Source organism: Erythrobacter oryzae, from assembly GCF_030271515.1.
Lineage (GTDB): Bacteria > Pseudomonadota > Alphaproteobacteria > Sphingomonadales > Sphingomonadaceae > Erythrobacter > Erythrobacter oryzae.
The window spans coordinates 488,576-506,385 of sequence record NZ_JASCXI010000004.1 but is presented as its reverse complement, the minus strand read 5'-3'; the positions used below and the strand labels follow the sequence as shown (position 1 = coordinate 506,385).

The window sequence follows — 17,810 nt, the reverse complement described above, 5'->3', positions numbered from 1 at the left end:
AGGACGAATGACGAAGCACTGGAAGCCACTGGTCGCACTGGCCGCGATTGCGTGGGCCGCCGCGCCCGCCGCCGCCGAGACCCTCACGCTCGCCTCGCCGGACGGGAAGATCACCGTCACCGTCGCCGATGACGGCGGCCGCGCGACCTATGCCGTCAGCTACAATGGCGAGCAGGTGATCGCCCCCTCGCTGCTCGGCATGCTCTTCGCCGAACACCACGGCTTCGAGCGCGGCATGGCCATCGCCGGCTCCACCCGCGCCTCGCAGGACACCACTTGGGAACAGCCCTGGGGCGAGCGCCGGCTGGTGCGCGACCAGCACAACGAGCTCGCCGTCACCTTCCGCACCGCAACCGACGGCCCCGCGCGCGACATCACCGTCCGCTTCCGCGCCTTCGACACCGGCATCGGCTTCCGCTACGAGCTGAAGGAACAGCCCGCGCTGCAGGGCGACATCGCCATCGTCGAGGAGCTGACCCAGTTCGGCGTCGGGGAGAAGACCACGATGTGGTATACCCCCTCCGACGAGTTCAACCGCAACGAATATATCTACCGCATCGCGCCCGCCGGGCAGGTCGACGATGCGCACACCCCGTCGACCTTCCGTACCCCCGGCGGCATCTACATGGCAATCCACGAGGCGGCGCTGGTCGACTATTCCTCGATGTCGCTGGACCAGCTGCGCCCCGGCAATTTCCAGGCGAATTTGCGCAACTGGGCAGGCGGACCCAAGGTCAGGACCAAGGCCCCGTTCCACTCCCCCTGGCGCACCATCCAGATCGCCGACAAGGCGGTGGGCCTGATCAACTCCGACATCATCCTCAACTTGAACGAGCCGAACAAGATCGGCGACGTCTCCTGGGCCAAGCCCGGCAAGTACATCGGCATCTGGTGGGCGATGCACATCAATGACCGCACCTGGGCGAGCAACAAGTTCCACGGCGCCACCACCGCCGAGACCAAGCGCTACATCGACTTCGCCGCCAAGCACGGCTTCTCGGGCGTCCTCGTCGAAGGCTGGAACAAGGGCTGGGACGGCGAGTGGTTCAACAACGGCGACGTCTTCAGCTTCACCGAGGCCTACCCCGATTACGACATCGAGGCCTTGAGCAAATATGCCGCCAGCAAGGGCGTGCAGCTGATCGTCCACCACGAGACGTCGGCCAACCTCACCAATTACGAAAAGCAGCTCGAAGCCGGGCTCGATCTCGTCCGCAAGATCGGCTCGCACTACGTCAAGTCGGGCTATGTCTCGGACGCGGGCGATGCGGTGTGGGTCGATGACAAGGGCATCCGCCACTACGAATATTACGACAGCCAGCGGATGATCGATCACCACATGACCGTGATCAAGGCCGCCGCCGAGCGCCAGATCGCGATGGACACCCACGAGCCGGTCAAGGACACGGGGCTCCGGCGCACCTATCCCAACTGGATGAGCCGTGAGGGCGCGCGCGGGATGGAGTTCAACGCGTGGGGCACGCCGCCCAACCCGCCGAGCCACGAGGCGATGATCGCCTTCACCGTGCAGCTGGCCGGGCCCTTCGACTACACCCCCGGGATCTTCGACCTCAGGCCCAACGAGCGCCCGCCGGTCCGCCCCGACATGCCGCGCGGCGACCCCAAGAACCGCCCGCAGACGACGCTGGCCAAGCAGCTCGCGACCTATGTGACGATCTACTCGCCGCTTCAGATGGCCGCCGACCTGCCCGAGAACTACGAGAAGCGGATGGACGCCTTCCAGTTCATCAAGGACGTCGAAGCCGATTGGGAACAGTCGATCGCCCTCGACGGCGAAGTCGGCCAGTGGGTCGCGATGGCGCGGCAGGGGCGGAAGTCCAAGGAATGGTTCCTCGGCGCGCTGACCGACGAGAATCCGCGCGATGTGTCGCTGGCGCTCTCCTTCCTCGAACCGGGCAAGAAATACCGCGCCCAGATCTACCGCGACGGGCCGCACGCCCATTGGGACTACAACCCCTATGACATCGTCATCGAGGAGAAGGTCGTCACCGGCGGCGAAACCTTCGCCGTGCATCTCGCCGCGTCCGGGGGCGTGGCGGTGCGGTTCATTCCGGTGAAGTGAGGGGCCGAGGCGGACAAAGCGGACACCGTGCCCGCCTTGTCCGCGCCGCGCCCGCAAGATCAGTTTGCGGCGGGGATCGGCGGGGTCTTCCAGAACAGCGCGACCTCATCGTCCTCGCCGAGCATCTCGTAACGGATCAGCGCGATCGGCAAGCGGCCCGCGGCAAGGAACTGGTCGTGGAACTCGCGCAGCGAGAAGTCCTTTCCGAGCTGGCTCGCACGGTCTGCCAGCAGGGCGTCCATCTGCAACTTCCCGATCGTGTAGGCGACGCCATAACCGGGCGGGCGGCGCAGATAGATCTCGGCATCGACCCGCGCCACGTCCTCATCCAGCCATGGTGTCTTTGACCGCATGTAATCCACCGCCCGCTGGACGCTCCACAGGTTCTGCTGCATCCTGATATCGGCAGGCACGCGCGCCGCGCGGAAAATGCTGAACATCTCGATGAACTCGTCGGCCCGCGGTGAATGACGGGTCGCACCCGCCAGCATCAGCGCTTCCTCGAGATAGGTCGCCCAGCCTTCGGCGCGCCCGCCGTCGCTGTATTCCCCCCTGATCGGCCGGGTGTCGCGCTCCGCCAGCACCGCGTCGAAACGGTGGCCGGGAATGACGGCGTGAAGGTGGTCGGGGATCGGGTCGCGAAACTGGATCTGCTCCCAGAAATTGGGCCCCTTGGGGCGCTCGACATAGGGCGTGTTGCTGCCCAGTTCGCCGACGAAATCGGGGATCGTGACGATCTCTTCCTCGGTCAGGAACTTGCGAACGATGGCATCGGTGGCGGCGACCTTTTCCGCCTGCTCGCGCGCGCTGCGTGACAGCTGAAGCTCGGGCTCGTCGCGGTTGCGATGGCGCAGCAAGGTCAGCGCTGCGGTCGTGCGCTCGTGCTCGCGCTCAGACAGCGTGAGCATCTCGCTCGCCGAGAGCGGGATCATCCGCACATGCCGAATGTACCATTCGTAGCGATCGGCCCCCACGCCACCCGGTGCTGTCATGCTGGCGCGTTCGGATTTGAGCCAGTCGCGGAACGCGACCAGCGCGGTCCTCGCCGCCGCGATATCCTCGACCAGGTCGGGGCGCTGCGTCCGCGCCCTTGCGAGCAGATCCTCGTACCAGCCGATGATCCCCGCAGGCGGGACTGGGCGATAGGGGTGGTAGTGATTGACCCCGTCGCTGTTATCGAGGTTGAACAGCGCCAGATCCGCGAAATCGCCGGCCACTTCGGTGAGGTTCGCGCGCGCCGAGGCCAGCAGCGGCGGCACGCTTCTGAGCCGCGCCCGCAATTCCTCGACCTGCGCGCCGTCCTTCGACACATCGGTGAAGGCCACGCGCATCAGCGGATCGAGATAGAAGCCCGGGTCGCGCTTCCACGGCCGCAGCACTTCGAGATTGAAGCGGTATCCGTTGAGGATCGATTTGACCGCGAGGAAATCGACCTGCTGCGCGCGCGGCCAGCTCTCGACCGGCATGGCGGCAAGGTCCTGTTCGAACCGCGCAAGGCCCGCGAGCTTCTCCGCCATCAGGCTGTCGCCGTAGACCTCGCCGATGCGTGCGCCCGATTCCAGCACGACCCCGGCTGTGAAACCGGGAACCATGTAGTCGCGCAGCTCCCCGTGCAATTCGACGAGGTCGTCGTAATCGCCGGGCTCCTGCGGGCCGGCATGGGCGGTGCCGGTCCAGACCAGCGCCAGCGCCAGCGCAACGATCCCCATGATGGATTTCATATCTGCCTCCCTGCCACCCCAAGATGCGAGAACGACCGGTGGCTGTCCAGTCAGCTTCGCCTCCGGACGATGGGGCGATGACGTGCGGGCGCCCGGACGCACCGCCGCCGCCGCAACGCAAAGAGGGCGGCCGCCTTCCCCCAAAGGCGACCGCCCTCACTCCCGTCCAAGGGAGAGCCGGTATTCTCGTCAGTCAGTAGGGATCAGGCGGCCTTTTCCATCCGGGCGAGCTCGCAGTGCGACCAGATCTCGGACAGCGCCTTGATCAGCCGGTCGATGTCGCCATCGCTGTGCACCGGCGAGGGCGTGACCCGCAGCCGCTCGGTGCCGACGGGCACGGTCGGGTAGTTGATCGGCTGGACGTAGATGCCGTGGTTGTCCATCAGCCAGTCGCTGATCATCTTGCACTTCTTGGCGTCGCCCACCATCACCGGGATGATGTGGCTCGGGTTGTCGAGGTGCGGGATGCCCATGATGTCGAGCGCGCGGCGGACCTGCGCCACGCGCTTCTGCTGAAGCTCGCGCTCGGCGCTTGAGGTCTTGAGGTGCCGGATGCTCGCCGCCGCACCCGCCGCGATGGCAGGGGGGAGCGCGGTGGAGAAGATGAAGCCGCTGGCGAAGCTGCGCACGAAATCGACGAGGTTGGCCGAGGCCGCGATATAGCCGCCCATCACGCCATAGGCCTTGCCGAGCGTGCCTTCGATCACGGTGATGCGGTCCATCAGCCCTTCGCGTTCGGCCACCCCGCCGCCGCGCGGGCCGTAGAGGCCGACGGCGTGGACTTCGTCGATATAGCTCATCGCGCCGTGCTTTTCGCACACGTCGAGGATGTCGGCGATGGGGGCGATGTCGCCGTCCATCGAATAGACGCTCTCGAAGGCGACCAGCTTGGGCACTTCGGGGCCGTATAGCGAGAGGAGCTCGTCGAGGTGCTCCGCGTCATTGTGGCGGAACACCTTGTAGGGCGCGCGGGAGTGGCGGATGCCTTCGATCATGGAGGCATGGTTCAGCGCGTCCGAGAACACGACGCAGCCCGGGATCTTGCTCGCCAGCGTGCCGAGGCCCGCCCAATTCGAGACGTAGCCGGAGGTGAACAGCAGCGCGGCTTCCTTGCCGTGCAGGTCGGCAAGCTCGGCTTCCAGCTCCACATGATAGTGGTTGGTGCCCGAGATGTTGCGCGTGCCCCCCGCGCCCGCGCCGCATTCATCGAGACAGGAATGCATCGCCTCGAGCACGGCGGGGTGCTGGCCCATGCCGAGATAGTCGTTCGAGCACCACACGGTCACCGCCTGGGTCTCGTTCTCGACGAAGCGGGTGGCGTGGGGGAAGCGGCCGCGGTGGCGCTTGATGTCGGTGAACACCCGGTAGCGGCCATCGGCGCGCACCACGTCCAGTTCGCCGGCGAAAAAGGCTTCGAAGTCCATGCGGGTTCCCTCTGTCGTCATTATCTTGCTTTCAGTCTTGCTTGATCCGGGCCGCAGCCTTGCGCTGCGGATAGGCCCAGCCCCACAGCATCCCGTCACGGAAGGGGAGGGCCAGAAACAGGTGTTCGAGCACGCCGAGGAGGGCGAGCGTGGTGAGGAGGCTCGCGCCGACCATCGCGGCGCTGCCGACGGGCGCGGCGAGCGCGGCCTGCGCGAACCACGCCGTCACCCCGGCGATGGCCAGGATCGAGGCGGCCAGGAGCAGCGTCATCCGGCTCGGGCCGAAATAGGTCTTGAGGTAGGCGAGCTGGTCGGGGAGCATTTCGGAGGTCGAATTGGGCACCCCCACGAAGAGGTTGATCTTCGAGATCAGCCGCATCCCGAACATCAGCACGAACACGGTCGCGCCGATCTGGTTGGGGACGTTCCACGAAAGCGAGATCAGCAGCAGCGCGGTCACGGCCAGCGCGACCTCGTGGTGCATCACCGTGGCGGCCGCCTGGCGAAAGCGGGCTATGCCGGTCAGCGAAGGGTCGGCAAGGCCACGGCGCGGCCCGGCAGAGGCACCGGTGAGGAAAGACAGCTCGTGCCAACCCCACACCATCAGCGCGCCGATGAAGGAGAGGTAGACCGCCCAGACCTGCACCGAGAGCGAGGAGACGAGGATCACCAGCAGCCCGGCGATCCCCGCCACGCTGCCCACCAGCAGGCTGCGCGAAAAGGTGGCGCGCTCGCGGTTGTCCGCCCAGGCAATCAGCCCGGTCGCGACAAACCAGATCGCCACCGTCACGATGAACGGCACAACATGGCCGCTCCAGCTCACCACGCGGGTTGCAGCCGGATCGAGCGGGGGAGGGTGTTGGGCTTGGGCCGCTGGAGATACATGCGCGCAAAGGCAAGGCCCGCGCCCGCCGTGCCCGAGGCGCGGCTCAAAAGCCCGCCGATGCCGCCCTTTGCCTTGCCTTCCTCAATGCGTTCTGCGGCGAGGCGCAGCTTTTCCATCTGGCGGCGGAAGGAAGGGCTGTCGATGTCGAGCTCGACCGGGAAGACCTGCCGGGCGATTTGGTTGCAGATCGCGAAGACCTTGTAGTCATACTCGGTCGGATCAACGCCCAGCGCGGCGTGGAACACCGGCCGGTTGTGATCGCGCACATACATTGTCGCATAGACCGACAGCAGGAAGAAGCGCACCCACAGCTTGTTGGCGCCCTCGAGCAGCTTGGGGTCGGAACGCAGCAGCATGGCGAAGGCCTCGCCGTGGCGGAACTCGTCGTTGCACCATTCCTCGAACCAGTCGAAGATCGGGTGGAACTTGTGCTGCGGATTGCGCGCGAGGTGCCGGAAGATCGTGATGTAGCGCGCGTAGCCGATCTTCTCCGACAGATAGACCGCGTAGAAAATGAATTTCGGCTTGAAGTAGGTGTATTTCTTGGTCCGCGTCAGATAGCCGAGGTCGACGCCGATGCCGGCATCCTTGAGGCTTTCGTTGATGAAGCCGGCATGGCGGCTTTCATCGCGGGCGAGCAGGCGGAAGAGCTGCTTCACATCCGGGTTCTTGGTGCGCCGCGCGATTTCGGCATAGAGCACGCAGCCCGAGAACTCGCTGGTCATCGAGCTCACCATGAAGTCGGTGAATTCCCGCCGCAGCGCCGGCTCCAGCCCCTCGATCACGCCCTTGAAGCTGTCGTTGTGCTTGAAGTGGAGCTTGTTGGGATCGCCCACCATGTCGGCGATCAGCTGGTCCCACTCGGCGCGCACGGGGGTGACGTCGATCGCATCCAGCGCGTCGTAATCGGTGGTGTAGAAACGCGGGGTCAGCATCGTGTCCTGCGTCGCGATCGCCATCGCCTCTTCGCTGGTCATCGGCTTGTAGGCGTTCATTTGATCCTCCCGGCGTTGAAGCTGACTTCGTAGAGTTCGGCCAGATCGAAATAGGCGGCGGCCTTGGTCAGGGCGCGCTTGAGGGGGCTTGCGCGGGTGACGGTGGCGCGGCGTTCGAACACCTGGCGGGTGCCGAAGGGGATGGAGATCGGCGCGCCGTGGACGCGGACCTTGTCGCCCGGCTCCATGGCGATATCGCCGTCGAGTTCGACATGGGCGTGGAAATGCTCGGAGCTCTGCTCGACCGTGATCGTGCAGGGCGTGTCGAAGCTGGTCGCGGTGAGAAAGGCGAGCGCCATCAGCGGGTCGCTCCCTTGGCGGGAAGCAGGTTCTGGTAGACCGCGCGGTTGTCCGGCCCGAAGGAGCTGACCTCAACGCTGCGGCCCGTCGCCGGATCGGCGAGGGTGAGGTTGCCGTTCTGCCATTCGGTGAGGGTGAAGGCGGTCTCGGGCCCGATATTGCGGATGCGGCGCTGGTGGACGAGGCTGCGCACGGTCGCGCGGATGAAGCCGCCTTCGCCGACGCCATGCCGCGCGAGCACCTCGCCGGTCGCACCATCCTCGATCCGCACGGAGCCGTCGGCCTCGTCGAAGAACCTGAGGGTGCGCTCCTGCGCTGCCTTGATCCCGGCAGCCGCACGTGCCTCTGCAGGGACCGATTGCTTGGGCACGAAGCCCAGGGTCACCGAGGCGGTCAGCGCAATGGAAATGGCGATGATCCCGCTCATCAGCATCAGCGGCACGCGGTGGACGGTGATCTCGTCCTTCTCGTATTCGCGAACGATCATGCGGGGGCTCCCTCGAGACCGGGCTCGCCGCGGTGGATAGCCGGGGCGAGGCGGGGCGGCGTGCTTGCGGTTTGGCCGCTCGCAGCCGCGGCTTCCTTGATCTCGCTCAAATTGCGCTCGATCGCGCCGAACCGCGCGCGGGCTTCGGCGATGGTCTGCGCGAGCGCCGCCGCATCGGGGACGGAGCGCAGCATCGGCTCGGGGCGCGCATAGCGGAACGGACGGACATGGGGCCACAGCAGCAGCGTGCCGAGCAGGCGCTCGCCCGCGAGTTCGAAGGCGATATCGCCGTGGCCGTCCTTGGTCAGCACCGCGAGATGCGCGGCGGTGATCTGCTTCAGCGGAATGTTCACCCGCGTCTCGATCGCGATGCCGATGCGCATGATGAGGCGCTGATCGGTGAGGATGTAGAGCGTCGAGCGGGCGCTCGCCCAGGCAAGGATGTGCAGGATCGCGGCGAGCGCGATGCCGAGCAGCGCGGCGACGATCGCCGCATCGTTGCGGCCCGTCACCAGTGCGATCACCACCAGCGCGGCCATGTAGGCGCTCGCGCTGCGGCCGTGGAACGCGGTGCGCGCGAGCAGGCCGAACTGCGGCCGGCCCTTCCACAGCACGCGTTCGTCAGGCTGCGGCGTGCCCATGCGGTCGCCGAAGGCCTTGGGGCCGTCATTCTCGAGCGCGGCGTGATCGAAGCTGCCGGCCGGCAGCGGCGTTTCCGCCGCTGCCCCCGGTGCTGCTGCCATCACGTCCGCTTTGGACTTCAGATCCATGCTTCCGACCTTTCGGGAGTGGCATACATGTAGCCCCCGCCGAAGTAGGCCTGGATGCGGTCTTCCTCGTAGCGGGTGATGGTGCCGGGGGTCTCGAGCGCGGGAACGCCCTCGAACTGCGCGGCGGTGATCGCGTCGATCTCGACGTAGTCCTTCTCGTCGCTGGTGGTCGGCAGGATCGCCGCCAGCAGGCTGTTGCCGTGCACCACCGCGACCATCATCGGCGCCATGACCTTCTTGCCGCCGGTCAGCTCGATTTCGAGATAGCGCACCATGTGCTCGGCCTGGTCGACCCAGATGTCGCTCACCGTGCCGACGGTGACGCCGTCGGCGGCGACCACGGGGTAGCCGACGAGCTGCGGATCATTGGGCGCGATCACCAGCTCGTGGCTCTGCGCGATCGGCACGATGCGCGGCTTGCCGTCGAAGGTGAGGTCGGGATACTTCGCGCGGTTGGCGAAGGCGGCCGGGCCCATGCCGTCAGCCATTGCGTTGCCGGTCGGCACCCAGGGCGCGCCGCCGGCGCGGAAGGCCTGGACCGCGGGGACGTTCACGTCGTCGCGGGCGACGTCCTCGGGCACATAGGTGCCGCGGCCGTGGGGCAGCGGGAAGACCTTCTTGTCGCCGTCGAACAGGCTGCTGTCGTTCTCGACAACGCCGGTGACCTCGTCCTCGAGCGGGTAGCCTTCGCGGCGGCTTTCCTTGTTGAGGTAGAAGACCAGCGCGACGAAGAAGCCGAAGAACAGCAGGAAGGCGAGTTCGGCAACATCGAAGGTGCCGACGATATAGGCAGCGTTCATTTCATATTCCTCTCATGGAAGAACCCGGCTGAGGCGAAGCCGGGCAAAGGGACGGGATGGTCAGGCGGGCACGGGTATTCATGTCGGAAACTCCGCAAGTCCGAACGGCCGCGCGAGGGGATCCCCTTCCCCCGAGGCAGGTTGGCGCTGGTAGCCCACAAGGGGCCCGATGGCGGCAAGGCCCGCCAGGAGCAGCGCGATTTCGAGAATATAGACAGTGCCGTAGCCGGTGGCGCGCGTCGCCATGCTGGCGGCGACATGGTTGCTCTGGAGCAGCGCCGCGACCGCATCGCGCAGCAGCCCGCCGACCGCGATGCCGAGGCCCGCGCAGCTCGCCTGCACCGCGCCCCATGCGCCCAGCGCCAGGCCTGCCGTGTCGCTTTCGGCAAGGTTCATCGCTTCCATAAGCGTGCCGACCGAGAACAGTCCGAGGCCGACCCCGATCCCCATTGCGCCTGCATAGAGCATCAGCGGCGCCGCGAAGGGCCCGGCGAACAGCACCACGAGGAAGGCGTTGATGCCCACAACCAGCCCCGCGCCTGCAAGCCGCAGCGGGTCCCACCCGCGCGCGAGCGCCCGGCCCGAGAGCATGAAGCCGCACAGCGATCCGAACGCCCAGGCTCCGGTCAGCCCGGTGGTCGCCCCGACCGACAGGCCGAGGATCTCGCCGCCATAGGGCTCAAGCAGCGCGTCCTGCATCGCAAATCCTGCCGCGCCGATGCCGATCGCGGTGAGGAGGCGCGCATTGCGGCCGCTCTTCACGAAATCGTTCCACAGCTGCGAGAAGCTCGGCGCGCCCGGCTGCTTGCCCTTGGTGATCGCCGGGTTGCGCGCTTCCTGCTTCCAGATCGCGATCACGTTGATGATGATCGTCAGCACCGCGCAGCCCTGGATCACCTGCACCAGCTTGGTGTTCGTGAAATCGGCCAGCACGCCGCCGATCACGAAGGCGGAGAACATCATGCCGACCAGCAGCATCACGTAGTGCAGCGCCACGGCGCGGGCGCGCTTGTCCTCGGGCGCGAGGTCCGAGACCAGCGCGAGGCCGGCGGTCTGGGTGGTGTGGAAGCCCACGCCGGTCAGCAGGAACGAGGCCGCCGCAGCGACCATGCCGAGCGTGAAGTTTGCCTCGCCCTTCAGCAGCAGCAGCGCGAAGGGCATGATCGCCAGCCCGCCGAACTGCATCATCGAGCCGAACCAGATATAGGGCACCCGCCGCCAGCCGAGCACCGAGCGGTGGGTGTCGGACTTGTGCCCGATCAGCGCGCGGAACGGGGCGACCAGCAGCGGCACCGCGATCAGCATCGCCACCAGCCAGGTGGGCGTGCCGAGCTCGACCACCATCACGCGGTTGAGGGTGCCGTTCAGCAGCACCGTCGCCATGCCGACGCTGAACTGGAACAGCGACAGGCGAAGCAGGCGCGGCAGGGGCAGGTCGGTGCTCGCCGCGTCCGCAAACGGGAGCAGCCGAAACAGCAGTTCGGCAAAGCTCTGCGGAGCATCCTGGCGAGCGGGGCGGTTCATCCGTGCCGCACCAGTTCGAGCGCCTGCGAGGTGTAGAACCCGCTCGAGATGCGTTGGGTGCGGCCGATGCTCCAGCCCTGGAGCCGCGTGAGGCGTTCGCGCAGCTCGCCTTCGGCGACCGGCACGATCGCGGGCGAGCGGTCGGACTTGGGGAAGGCCTTGCCGACGGTGTGCATCGCCGCGAGCAGCGTGGTGCGCGGGGCGAAGGTGAAGAGGATCGAGCCGGTGGTGCGCTGCGCCAGTGCGCTGAGGGCGGCGACCAGATCCTCGGGCTCGTAATGGATCAGCGAGTCCATCGCCACCACGTGGGCGAAGGTGCCAAGCTCGGGGTCGAGCATGTCGCCCGAGCGCCAGTGGATGCGGCCGTGCCCGATGAAGGACGGCGTGCGCTCGCGCGCCACCTCGACCAGCCCTGCGGCCACGTCGATCCCGGTGACTTCCGCGCCCCGGCAGGCAGCCGCGACCGCGAGCGAGCCCGTGCCGCAGCCCGCATCGAGGAGCTTCGTGCGCCGAAGGTCGGTCGGCAGCCAGTCCAGCAGCGTGGCGCGCATCGCATCGCGCCCGGCGCGCACCGTGGCGCGGATGCCGGAGACCTTGGTGTCCGAAGTGAGGTCGATCCACGCCTGGCGCGCGGTGCTGTCGAAATAGGTCGCCAGCGCCTCGCGGCGGTCGTCATATTCGGAAGGGTTGCGGCTCGCCATCACTCGAACCCCAGGAAGTCGAAGATGTCGCGGTCCTTCATCGGCTGCGCGGTCGAGGGTTCGACCCCCGCCCACAGCATCGCGGCGAGGCGCAGATATTCGTCCTGCGCGGCGATCACTTCGGGATCATCGCCCATCTCGAACAGAGTGCACTTCTTGAGGCGCGAGCGGCGGATCGCATCGACATCCTTGAAGTGCGCGAGGCGCTGCATGCCGATGCGGTCGCAGAAGCGGTCGATCTCGTCGGTCTCGCGGCTGCGGTTGGCGACCACGCCGGCGAGGCGCACGTCGTAGTTCTTGGACTTCGCCGCGATCGCCGCGACGATGCGGTTCATCGCGAAGATGCTGTCGAAATCATTGGCCGCCACCACCAGCGCGCGCTCGGCATGCTGGAGCGGGGCGGCGAAACCGCCGCACACCACGTCGCCCAGCACGTCGAAGATCACGACGTCGGTTTCTTCCAGAAGATGGTGCTGTTTCAGCAGCTTGACCGTCTGCCCGACGACATAGCCGCCGCAGCCCGTCCCTGCCGGAGGCCCGCCCGCCTCGACGCACATGACGCCGTTATAGCCCTCGAACATGTAGTCTTCGGGCCGCAGCTCTTCCGAGTGGAACTCGACCGTCTCGAGCACGTCGATCACCGTCGGCATCAGCTTCTTGGTGAGCGTGAAGGTGCTGTCGTGCTTGGGATCGCAGCCGATCTGGAGCACGCGGTGGCCGAGCTTGGAAAAGGCGGCCGACAGGTTCGACGAGGTGGTCGACTTGCCGATCCCGCCCTTGCCGTAGACCGCGAAGACCTTGGCGCCCTTGATCTTGTCGGCCGGGTCGAGCGCGACCTGCACCGACCCCTCGCCATCGGGCGGGGTGAAGGTCGAACGCGGGTTGTGCAGGTTCATGGTTCAAGATCCCTTGGTCATTCGGCCGGGAACACGCCTTCGAGGCGGTCCTCCAGCTCGTCATTGGCTTCGCGCAGGGCGGCGAGCGTCGCTTCGTCGGGGGCCCAGAGGTTGCGGTCGCAGGCTTCCAGCAGCCGTCCTGCCACACGCCCGGCACTCTTGGGATTGAGCTCGGACAAACGCCGGCGCATTTCGGCATCGAGCACGAAGGTCTCGGAAATCTTCTGGTAGACCCAGGGCGCGACCTGCCCGGTGGTGGCCGACCAGCCCAGCGTGCTGGTCACGTGCCCTTCGATCTGGCGCACGCCTTCGTAGCCGTGCTCCAGCAGCCCCTCGAACCACTTGGGGTTCAGGGTGCGGGTGCGCGCCTCGAGGTCGATCTGCTCGGCGAGCGTGCGCACCTTGGTGCTGCCGCGGGTCGCATCGAGGATATAGACCGGGGTCTCCGCTCCCTTGGCGCGCGCCACCGAACGGGTCACGCCGCCAAGGCCATCGACATATTGGTCGACGTCATTGATCCCGAGCTCGATGCTCTCGAGGTTCTGGTAGGTAAAATCGACCGTGCCCAGCGCGCTTTGCAGAAGTTCCCGCTGCTGCACCGGCTTGCCGCTGACGCCGTAAGCGAAGCCCTTGTTGCTCTCGAAGGCGTTCGCCAGTTCGTCGGGATCCGCCCAGACGCCGCCTTCGATCATCTGGTTGACGTTGGCGCCATAGGCACCCTCGGCGTTCGAGAAGACGCGCAGCGCGGCGGTCTCGAGATCGCAGCCGTGCTTTTCCATCTGGGCAAGGGTGTGCTTGCGGATGAAATTCGCTTCCTCGGGCTCCAGCGCGCGGCTCGCCAGCAGGGCGGCCTCGGCGAGCATCCGGGTCTGCATCGGCAGGAGGTCGCGGAAGATGCCCGAGAGGGTCACCACCACGTCGATCCGCGGGCGGCCGAGCTGCTCGAGCGGAATGAGTTCCGCGCCAGCGAGGCGACCATAGGTGTCGCGGCGCGGGCGGGCGCCCATCAGCGTCATCGCCTGCGCGATCTGGACGCCTTCGGACTTCATGTTGTCGGTGCCCCACAGCACCATCGCGATGCTCTCGGGGAAGGGCTGGCCGCCGTTCACGTGGCGCGCGATCAATTGCTCGGCCTGCTCGCTGCCCATCCGGCAGGCGAAGGGCGACGGCAGGAGGAAGGGATCGAAGCCGTGGATGTTGCGGCCCGTGGGCAGCACATCGGGGTTCACCACAACATCGCCGCCCGGTGCGGGGGCGACATAGCCGCCGTCCAATGCGTGGATCAGCGAGCCCATCTCGTCGGACGAGTCCAGCAGCGCGGCAAGGCGGGCGCGGTCGGGCGTCGGCCCGTCATGGCTGCCCGCCTCCATCATCGCATCGAGCATATCCTCACGCTCGGCACCCGAAGGGTTGCGGCCGAAGATGTGGAGGCCGTGCGGGATCAGGGCCTCTTCCATTTCATAGAGCCGCTCGGGCAGTTCGCCGATGTCGCGATATTCGATGTCGAGCGCGTCGCACTGGTCGGCGATCAGCGCAGCGAGATCGGCGCGCTCGCCCGCGTGGTCGGCGTCGTCGATGGTCGCCCGCCAGCGCTCGACACTCGCCTTCAATTCGCTGAGGCCCTTGTAGAGCCCGGCCTGTGCCAGCGGCGGCGTGAGATAGCTGATCAGCGTCGCGCCCGAGCGGCGCTTGGCCAGCATCCCCTCAGAGGGGTTGTTGGCGGCGTAGAGGTAGAAATTGGGGATATCGCCGATCAGGCGGTCAGGCCAGCACTTGCCGCTCATCCCCGCCTGCTTGCCCGGCATGAATTCGAGCGCGCCGTGGGTGCCGAAATGCAGCACCGCATGCGCGCCGAAATCCTCGCGGATATAGCGGTAGAAGGCGCTGAAGGCATGGGTCGGGGCGAAGGTGCCCTCGAACAGCAGCCGCATCGGATCGCCCTCATAGCCGAAGCCGGGCTGGACGCCGACGAAGATGTTGCCGAAGCGCGCGCCCTGGACGAGGATGTTGCCGCCATCGGACAGCTGCTTTCCGGGGGCGGGGCCCCATGCGGCTTCGATCTCGGCGAGGTGCTTCTCGCGCCGGACATGTTCGTCGGCCGGGATGCGGTGGGCGACATTGGCGTCGGTGCCGAAGCGCTCGCGGTTGCCCTGCAAGAGCGCGTCGCGCATCGCATCGAGGCTTTCGGGGACGTCGACCTGATAGCCCTCGGTCGAGAGGCGCTGGAGCGTGGCGTAGAGGCTTTCGTGGACGCCCATGAAGGCCGCGGTGCCGGTCGCGCCCGCGTTCGGCGGGAAGTTGAAGACCACGATGGCGAGCTTGCGTGCGGCCCGTTCAGCGCGGCGCAGGCGAACCAGCTTCAAGGTCTTGGCCGCCAGCGCCTCGGCGCGTTCAGGGCAGGCCTGCATCGGGCGCGCCTTGTGCGATTGCGGGCGGGCGCAGCGGCGCTCGCATCCGCCGCAGCCTGCTCCCGACTGCCCCGCGCGTCCGCCAAACACGTGCGGGACAGTCGAGCCGTCAAGCTCTGGAAGCGCGACCATCATGGTGGATTCGAGCGGCAGCAGCCCCTGCGGGCGGTGGGCCCAATCCTCGATGGTCTGGAACTCGATGGCGTGGGCCGCAAGGTAAGGCAGGTCGAGCCCGCCCAGCATTTCGCGCGCGGCCTGCGCGTCGGAGTAAGCCGGGCCGCCGACAAGGCTGAAGCCGGTGAGGTTGACGATGGCATCGACCGTCGGGCGGCCATCGGGGCCGATGAAGAATTTCTCTATGGCCGGGCGCGCGTCGAGCCCGGCGGCGAAGACCGGCACCACCTTCAGCCCCGCCGCCTCGAAGGCGGCAATCGCGCCGTCGTAATGCGCGCAGTCGCGGCCGAGCAGGTAGGAGCGCAGCAGGATCAGCCCGACGGTGCCCTCGCGGCCCGCTGCGGTGGGCAGCAGGCGCAGGCTCTCGGAGATGCGCTGCTGGGTGGCGGGGTGATAGACCCCGGTCTCGGGATATTCGAGCGGTGCTTCGGCCTTGGTGATGCCGCGGCGATAGAGGCGCTCGCCCGCCGCATAGCGGTCGATCAGCGCGCGGACCATGGCGACGACGTTCTCGTCCGAGCCCGCCAGCCAGTATTGCAGCGTCAGAAAATAGGCGCGCACGTCCTGCGCGGTGCCGGGGATGAAGCGCAGGATCTTGGGCAGGCGGCGCAGCATCTTCATCTGCCCTGCGCCCGAATTGGGCTTGCCGTCCTTGCCCGACGAGCCGCGCAGTTTCTTGAGCAGCGCCAGCGGGCCCTTCGCGGGCGCGTCCATGCGGTAGCCGCCCATCTTGGTGAGCCGCACGACTTCGCCCGCGCTCATCAGGCAGACCATCGCGTCGCACTCCTCGCGCCGCGCTTCGAGCGCGGGGAGGATCATGCGGATGTGATCGTCGAGGAACAGCATCGTTGCGATGACGATGTCGGCGGAGGCGATGGCGGATTTGACCGCTTCAAGGTCTTTCGCGTTGCTGCCCCATTCGCTCGCGGCGTGGAGGCTGAGGTCGATGCCTTCCTTCGCCAGCGCCTCCTCGGCCCGGTCGACCGCGCCCTTGAGGTGATTGTCGAGCGTGACGATCACCACCCGGACGGGTGCGCGCGGGTCCACCGAGGCGGCCGAGGCGACACTACCGTGCATAATGCGCCTTGGCGTCGTAGAGGGTTTCGAGATCGATCTGGCGGCGCCCTTCGGCGGCGGCGAAGTTCTCGGTGTTGCGACGGGCCTTGCCGCGCACGAAGAAGGGGATTTTCTTCAGTTCGCGCTCGGCTTCGGCGGTCCACAGCGTGCCGCCTTCCTCCGCCATGGCGGGGGCGGGGATGTCCTCGACCGGGGCTTCCGACACGGGGTCGGGCGTTGCCGCCTTGCGCGGGGAATGCGCCGCATGATGCGATGCGCCCGCCTCGTCGGAGAACTCGAAATCCTCGCGGAACATGGTGAGGAGGTGTTCTTCGAGGCCCATCACCAGCGGGTGGACCCAGGTGTCGAAGATCACGTTCGCGCCCTCGAAGCCCATCTGGGGCGAATGGCGCGCGGGGAAATCCTGCACGTGGACGGGCGCGGAGATCACCGCGCAGGGGAGCCCCAAGCGCTTGGCGATGTGCCGCTCCATCTGCGTGCCGAGCACCAGCTCGGGGCAGGCCGCGGCGATGGCATCTTCCACCGCGAGATGATCGTCGGTGATCAGCGGCTCGACCCCGCAACGCGCGGCCTCGGCGCGGATTTCGCGGGCGAATTCGCGGTTGTAGCAGCCGAGGCCGCAGACCTCGAAGCCCAGCTCCTCGCGCGCGATCCGCGCGGCGGCGACCGCGTGGGTTGCATCGCCGAAGATGAAGACGCGCTTTCCGGTGAGGTAGGTCGAATCAACCGATCGGCTCCACCACGGGAGCCGGGAAGAGGTGTCGCCGAGGGCAGGCGTGGGATCTGCACCTGCCAGCTCGGCGACGTCGGCAATGAAAGAGCGAGTCGCTCCCACGCCGATAGGGATGGTCCGGACCGCGGGTTGCGCGAAAGTGCGCTCAAGCCAGCGGGCGGCCTCATCTGCGATTTCAGGGTAGAGGACGATGTTGAAGTCGGCATTGCCGATCGTCTTGATGTCCTCCGGGGTGGCGCCCAGCGGGGCGACGAGATTGATCTCGACATCCAGCGCGCTGAGGATTTTCTTGATCTCGACCAGATCGTCGCGGTGGCGGAAGCCGAGCGCGGTCGGGCCAAGGATGTTGGCGCGCGCCTTGCGGCCTTCGCGCGGCGCGCGGGTCACGGAAGTGTCCGCAAGGTGCCGCACGATCTGGTAGAAGGTCTCCGCCGCGCCCCAGTTTTCCTTGCGCTGGTAGCTCGGCAGTTCGAGCGGGATCGCGGGGATGGGCAGGCCCATCGCCTCGGCCAGCCCTGCCGGATCGTCCTGGATCAGCTCGGCGGTGCACGACGCGCCGACGATGATCGCCTGGGGGTTGAAGCGGGCCACCGCCTCGCGCGCGGCATCCTGGAAGATCTGCGCGGTATCCTTGCCGAGATCGCGCGCCTCGAAGGTGGTGTAGGTCACCGGCGGACGCTTGCCGCGCCGCTCGATCATCGTGAACAGCAGGTCGGCGTAAGTGTCGCCCTGCGGCGCGTGGAGCACGTAGTGGAGCTTCTCCATCGCCGTCGCCACGCGCATCGCGCCGACGTGGGGCGGGCCTTCATAAGTCCAGACGGCGAGCTGCAT

General features: G+C 67.1%; 14 protein-coding genes. 1 reads left to right on the top strand and 13 read right to left on the bottom strand.

Features of this window, described 5'->3' with window-relative positions:
• Window positions 1–7 precede the first annotated feature (7 nt).
• Entirely contained in the window at window positions 8–2,083 is a 2,076-nt protein-coding gene (locus PFX90_RS14985; RefSeq protein WP_285713408.1) for a glycoside hydrolase family 97 protein, read from the top strand.
• A gap of 59 nt (window positions 2,084–2,142) precedes the next feature.
• Here PFX90_RS14985 and PFX90_RS14980 read toward each other — a convergent pair whose 3' ends face one another.
• From PFX90_RS14980 to bchB, 13 genes are all read right to left on the bottom strand, one after another.
• Window positions 2,143–3,804, bottom strand: coding sequence for a DUF885 family protein (locus tag PFX90_RS14980; RefSeq protein ID WP_285713406.1), 1,662 nt, complete (start codon window positions 3,802–3,804; stop codon window positions 2,143–2,145).
• A gap of 203 nt (window positions 3,805–4,007) precedes the next feature.
• Window positions 4,008–5,228, bottom strand: coding sequence for a 5-aminolevulinate synthase (hemA, locus tag PFX90_RS14975; RefSeq protein WP_285713605.1), 1,221 nt, complete (start codon window positions 5,226–5,228; stop codon window positions 4,008–4,010).
• 31 nt (window positions 5,229–5,259) lie between these two features.
• Window positions 5,260–6,054 (bottom strand): putative photosynthetic complex assembly protein PuhE, encoded by a 795-nt coding sequence (puhE, locus tag PFX90_RS14970; RefSeq protein WP_285713404.1) that lies wholly within the window; start codon window positions 6,052–6,054, stop codon window positions 5,260–5,262.
• Window positions 6,048–7,109 (bottom strand): magnesium-protoporphyrin IX monomethyl ester (oxidative) cyclase, encoded by a 1,062-nt coding sequence (gene acsF, locus PFX90_RS14965; RefSeq protein ID WP_285713402.1) that lies wholly within the window; start codon window positions 7,107–7,109, stop codon window positions 6,048–6,050. The genes puhE and acsF overlap by 7 nt, the downstream gene beginning before the upstream one ends.
• Window positions 7,106–7,408, bottom strand: coding sequence for a hypothetical protein (locus PFX90_RS14960; RefSeq protein ID WP_285713400.1), 303 nt, complete (start codon window positions 7,406–7,408; stop codon window positions 7,106–7,108). Before PFX90_RS14960 ends, acsF begins: the two co-directional genes overlap by 4 nt.
• The gene (puhC, locus tag PFX90_RS14955; protein WP_285713397.1) at window positions 7,408–7,896 is read right to left on the bottom strand and encodes a photosynthetic complex assembly protein PuhC; all 489 of its coding nucleotides are present in this window, start codon (window positions 7,894–7,896) and stop codon (window positions 7,408–7,410) included. The genes PFX90_RS14960 and puhC overlap by 1 nt, the downstream gene beginning before the upstream one ends.
• Entirely contained in the window at window positions 7,893–8,666 is a 774-nt protein-coding gene (gene puhB, locus PFX90_RS14950) for a photosynthetic complex putative assembly protein PuhB (protein WP_285713396.1), read from the bottom strand. The genes puhC and puhB overlap by 4 nt, the downstream gene beginning before the upstream one ends.
• Window positions 8,657–9,466, bottom strand: a complete 810-nt coding sequence (puhA, locus tag PFX90_RS14945) for a photosynthetic reaction center subunit H (RefSeq protein WP_285713393.1) — start codon at window positions 9,464–9,466, stop codon at window positions 8,657–8,659. Before puhA ends, puhB begins: the two co-directional genes overlap by 10 nt.
• Before the next feature lie 78 nt (window positions 9,467–9,544).
• The gene (locus PFX90_RS14940; RefSeq protein ID WP_285713392.1) at window positions 9,545–10,990 is read right to left on the bottom strand and encodes a BCD family MFS transporter; all 1,446 of its coding nucleotides are present in this window, start codon (window positions 10,988–10,990) and stop codon (window positions 9,545–9,547) included.
• Window positions 10,987–11,691, bottom strand: coding sequence for a magnesium protoporphyrin IX methyltransferase (gene bchM / locus PFX90_RS14935; RefSeq protein WP_285713389.1), 705 nt, complete (start codon window positions 11,689–11,691; stop codon window positions 10,987–10,989). Before bchM ends, PFX90_RS14940 begins: the two co-directional genes overlap by 4 nt.
• Entirely contained in the window at window positions 11,691–12,587 is an 897-nt protein-coding gene (gene bchL, locus PFX90_RS14930) for a ferredoxin:protochlorophyllide reductase (ATP-dependent) iron-sulfur ATP-binding protein (RefSeq protein WP_285713387.1), read from the bottom strand. The genes bchM and bchL overlap by 1 nt, the downstream gene beginning before the upstream one ends.
• Window positions 12,588–12,604: 17 nt before the next feature.
• Window positions 12,605–16,246 carry a magnesium chelatase subunit H gene (locus tag PFX90_RS14925; RefSeq protein ID WP_285713385.1) on the bottom strand — a complete coding sequence of 1,214 codons (3,642 nt, stop codon included), beginning with the start codon at window positions 16,244–16,246 and terminating at the stop codon, window positions 12,605–12,607.
• The gene (bchB, locus tag PFX90_RS14920) at window positions 16,236–17,810 is read right to left on the bottom strand and encodes a ferredoxin:protochlorophyllide reductase (ATP-dependent) subunit B (protein WP_285713382.1); all 1,575 of its coding nucleotides are present in this window, start codon (window positions 17,808–17,810) and stop codon (window positions 16,236–16,238) included. The genes PFX90_RS14925 and bchB overlap by 11 nt, the downstream gene beginning before the upstream one ends.